This window comes from Bifidobacterium sp. UBA744, from assembly GCA_002298605.1.
Classification (GTDB): Bacteria; Actinomycetota; Actinomycetes; order Actinomycetales; family Bifidobacteriaceae; genus Bifidobacterium.
The window spans coordinates 73802-77681 of the sequence record DBKS01000027.1 but is presented as its reverse complement, the minus strand read 5'-3'; the positions used below and the strand labels follow the sequence as shown (position 1 = coordinate 77681).

The window sequence follows — 3880 nt, the reverse complement described above, 5'->3', positions numbered from 1 at the left end:
CGTTCTGCAATCGGCCCAATATGAATTCTTGTTAACATTTGAGATATAGCGGGCCCAAACTGGCTCGAAAGCACCTGTTCGACGGCCACATGGCCCATGGACCTAGCATGGAACAAACAAACTGGCGGACAAGTGGCGAACCAGCAAGACCACAGCAATGCCACCGCCAACGTCGACAACGGCAGCGACACCGCCCCCGGCACCGATCACAACTCTTCCACCGGCAACAGCCGCACGGGCGCAAGCGACGGAACAACCACCCTCGCACTTGACTCGACGAGCTGGCTCGATGGCAAGCCAGCTCCAGTCAGCGCAGGCACAACCCCCGAAGCCGACGAAACCACCGAAACCATTGCAACGCCGTTGGTTGAGTCGATTCCGGATGGCGCCATTGACGCCATCGCCGACTCCGCCAACCCCGCGCACGCCCGAGCACTGAAACCCAATCGCCGCACTCCCGTTATTGCGGCATGCGTGGCTGCGGCGCTTGTAGCGGCGGGGCTAGCCGTCGGCGGGGGGTATGCAGTCAACCAGCGTCAAACCGCCGCAGGCTTGAAACTTGCGCAGCAAAACTGCCAAAGCGCTGCAGGAAAGTTCGCCAGCGCCCAATCACAGCTGGACACGGCGATTCAGAACGCCTCCACGGCGTCCGGCGTCACCGCCGATCAAGTGGCCGACGCCACCACCATCGACGCACTCAAGCAGACGCTGCAAGTGGCAGCCGATCTGCATGGACCGGCCGCATGCACCACCACGATGAGCGCTGGGCAACTCAACCAGCTCGTCACCTCCTACAACCAGGCGGCCGAACTCGTCCAACAGCAGGCCACTGCGGTCGCCAATGCGGCGCAGGCCGTGGTCGACAGCCAAACAGCCAAAACCCAGAACGATCAGACGGCAGCCGTGGACGCATCGAAGCAGCGTCTGGCCAACGCATTGGACGAGGCTCGCGCCAAATTCCAAAACAGCCGATACCAGGTCGCCGACGATCAGACGCATGTGAAACTGCAGGCGGCCATCGCCAACGCCCAGGAACTCATCGACGGCAACTCCACCGACACAGCCGCGATGGATGAGGCTACACAACGATTGGCCACCGCCATCGCCAATGTGGACGAATCCATGCAGGAGGCGCAACGCCAGGCGGCCGCCTCCACATCACCTTCCGCAACAGCCACGCCCACGCCGCGCCGCACGCGAAGGACCACACCGACCCAACCGGCGTCGCCCAGCACTGACACCACAACCCCTGGAGACGAGAGCGGCGACAACGGCACCGACGACAAAACCGACGAAGAACCAAAACCGTCCCCAAGTGAAAGTCCAAGCGAACCGGTCGGCAACGATACCAGCAACGACCCCGCCCCAGCAGACTCGCCAACCGTCTGAACTGTAATCCACAGCCTCAACCAGGCAGCCGGCAACCTCGGCTGCAACACGCGTCTCCCCGACTCGCATAGAATGGACTGCGTCGGATCGCATACCCGACGCTTTCAACCGCGAGTCTTCAAAGGGGATCGTCAATGGCGCAGCTCGGAATCAACACCCTCATGTATCTCAACGCGATGAAGGAGGGAACACCGCAGTCCAAGCTGCTCGATGCGATTGCAAGCTACTTCCCAATCGCCGAGGTCCGCCGCGAATTCATAGCGGGAGGAGACGACAGCCAACCCGCGTTCAGGGCCGAAGTGGACGCGATACGCACCGGGGTGCGCGTGCACAACCTCACCCTGTACTACTCCGTGCCCGAGGATTTCTGCATCGGCGGCGCGGTGAACCCCCGTCTCGAGCAATTCCTCAAGGAAGCCAACGATCTCAACGCCGTGGGGATGAAGTTCTCAGTGGGCGACGTGCCGAACACCCCTTTGGCCGAGCTGGCCGCCGCGGACAAGCTGATCTCCAAATACAATGTGGCGGTCACCATCGAAAACGATCAATCCACCGCACATGGCAGCCTGGAATGGGCGCTCAAGTGCATGGGACGACTGCGCGAAGCCGGTGCCATGCATATCAAGTTCTGCTACGACTGCGGCAACTGGGTGTGGGCCGGCGTCGACCCGGATGCGGCGTTCGACGCGCTGCTGGAGCGCGGCGCCATCGGCGAATATCAGATCAAAAACGTCAACAAGCCCAGTGATCCCGGGCACCCGGCGCCCGCACTGCTCGAAGAGGGCATCGTCGACTGGGCCGCGCAGATCCGCCGTCTACCCGGCGACGTGCCAGTCACGCTCGAATATCCCAGTCCGCTGGAGCGCATCGACGCCGAAGTGGATATCGCCAAGCGCACACTGCGCTAAACCAACTTGGCCGGCTGGGCGGCGTCCGCGCACCGCCCCAACGCCCACAGCAGCAACGGCAACGCATAGAACGCATATCCCTCGAATTGCACATATAAATACGCAACCAGCAGGAACCAGCACATCAGCCACCGGCTTTGAACGGCATTGCCGCGAGTGCCCATCGCCCGCACAGCGCGCGCCAGCATCCAAATCACCGCAGCAAGCAGCACGCCAAAGCCGAGGAGACCGAACTCCGCGATAAAACTGGTATAGGCGCTCATGGTGAACACATTGTCATGATTCACCGACGCATACCACGCCTTCGGAGCCGCGGCATCGCCGCCAAGCCTGCCCACCAGGACAGATGCGTCAGCGGCACCGGCCTTGGCGGCGTCGGCGATATTGCCCGAGCCGAAGCCAAACAGCAGGTGCAGAGGGTCACGCAAGCCGCCGGCCAGCGGTCCCAACGTCTGCCAGATGCGCATGGCCATCGAGCCGTCACCGCGCAGCAATCCCAACTCCGCCAGCGACGACAGCCTGCTGTTGCCAACCATAACCACACCGGTCAGCACCACAATGCCAAGATATTCAGCCGCGGCAACCAAACGCCCGCGCACCGCGGAAAAATCGGCGGACACCGTCACCACCACGGCAACCGCAATCAGCGAATCCACAATGATGCGCACACCCGCACCCATCACAATGGCGCCGGCGGCGTACACGACAATCAGCATGGCGACCAGCCGCGCCAGCATGCGGTCCCGGGAGCGCGGACGGAGACCGAAGATGGACTGGCGGCGAATCAGCCAGTACACCGGCAGCAGCACCCCGAACAGATGCATGCCGATATAGCTCGGCTCGGCAAAGGTGAACTGCGGGCGGCCTCCACCCCATTGCGATTTCACGGGAATATACGACCTGGCCATCAACGAGGCGAACCAGGCACGCACGGACTGCACGTCCAGCACAATGGACAGCCACTGCCCCACGCCCACCACAAAAGACAGCGCATACACAATCAGGAGCGTCACCACCATAGGACGCCAGTCAAGCCGCTTGCGACTCAGCGCGATATGCAGCGACGCGAAACAGGCCCATGCCCCAGCGACCGCGGCAAGCGACCACACCAGAGGTTTCGGGTGAATGCCAAAGGCATACCAGCCCGGAATGGACGTCGACACCAGCACCAGTGGAACAACCAGCGACAGCGTCGTATACCGCCGGACCAGCCGCGCCAATTGAATCGGATGCAACAGCGCGTAGATCATGAACAACCAAGGCGAGATGGGAGTCCAAAACGGCGCGTATACGCCGAATACCGTACCGTCCACGGGCAGCAGCACCAACGCGAGATAGAGCACCACATCGCGAAGATCGCTTATGGCCATGGCGGCTGGCCGGCCGGCGTCGAATGACGACGATGGCGGCTCGGGCCGTGCAACGCCGACCGCGAGGGCATCGCCGCGCTGCCCGGATGACGGAACCGGAGGCCTCGGCGGCACCGGAGACATCGAAGCCGTTGCGTTTTGCTGGTTCATAGCTGCAGTCATCATCACGTCCCGTCGTTTACAACAATCATCCCTTGCAGCGGTCGCGGCAGG

The 3880-nt window shown here is 62.4% G+C and carries 4 protein-coding genes; 3 read left to right on the top strand and 1 reads right to left on the bottom strand.

Features of this window, described 5'->3' with window-relative positions; genetic code table 11:
• Nucleotides 1-132: 132 nt before the first annotated feature.
• Nucleotides 133-1389 carry a hypothetical protein gene (locus tag B2994_RS03120; protein WP_291526923.1) on the top strand — a complete coding sequence of 419 codons (1257 nt, stop codon included), beginning with the start codon at nt 133-135 and terminating at the stop codon, nt 1387-1389.
• Between the two features lie 134 nt (nt 1390-1523).
• The gene (locus B2994_RS03115; RefSeq protein WP_291526922.1) at nt 1524-2297 is read left to right on the top strand and encodes a sugar phosphate isomerase/epimerase family protein; all 774 of its coding nucleotides are present in this window, start codon (nt 1524-1526) and stop codon (nt 2295-2297) included.
• On the opposite strand, the gene B2994_RS03110 is transcribed toward B2994_RS03115, so the two are convergent.
• Nucleotides 2294-3667 carry a hypothetical protein gene (locus B2994_RS03110; RefSeq protein WP_291526921.1) on the bottom strand — a complete coding sequence of 458 codons (1374 nt, stop codon included), beginning with the start codon at nt 3665-3667 and terminating at the stop codon, nt 2294-2296. The genes B2994_RS03115 and B2994_RS03110 overlap by 4 nt on opposite strands.
• Between B2994_RS03110 and B2994_RS03105 the strand changes: the two genes are divergently transcribed.
• On the top strand, nt 3660-3880 hold a 221-nt coding region (locus B2994_RS03105; RefSeq protein WP_291526920.1), incomplete at its 3' end, for a hypothetical protein. The two genes, B2994_RS03110 and B2994_RS03105, sit on opposite strands and share 8 nt — an antisense overlap.

What these genes read in the sequence shown, in the direction of transcription:
- B2994_RS03115 (WP_291526922.1), top strand. Translation starts at nt 1,524, where the DNA reads ATGGCGCAGCTCGGAATCAACACCCTCATGTATCTCAACGCGATGAAG.
- B2994_RS03110 (WP_291526921.1), bottom strand. Translation starts at nt 3,667, where the DNA reads ATGGCCATAAGCGATCTTCGCGATGTGGTGCTCTATCTCGCGTTGGTG.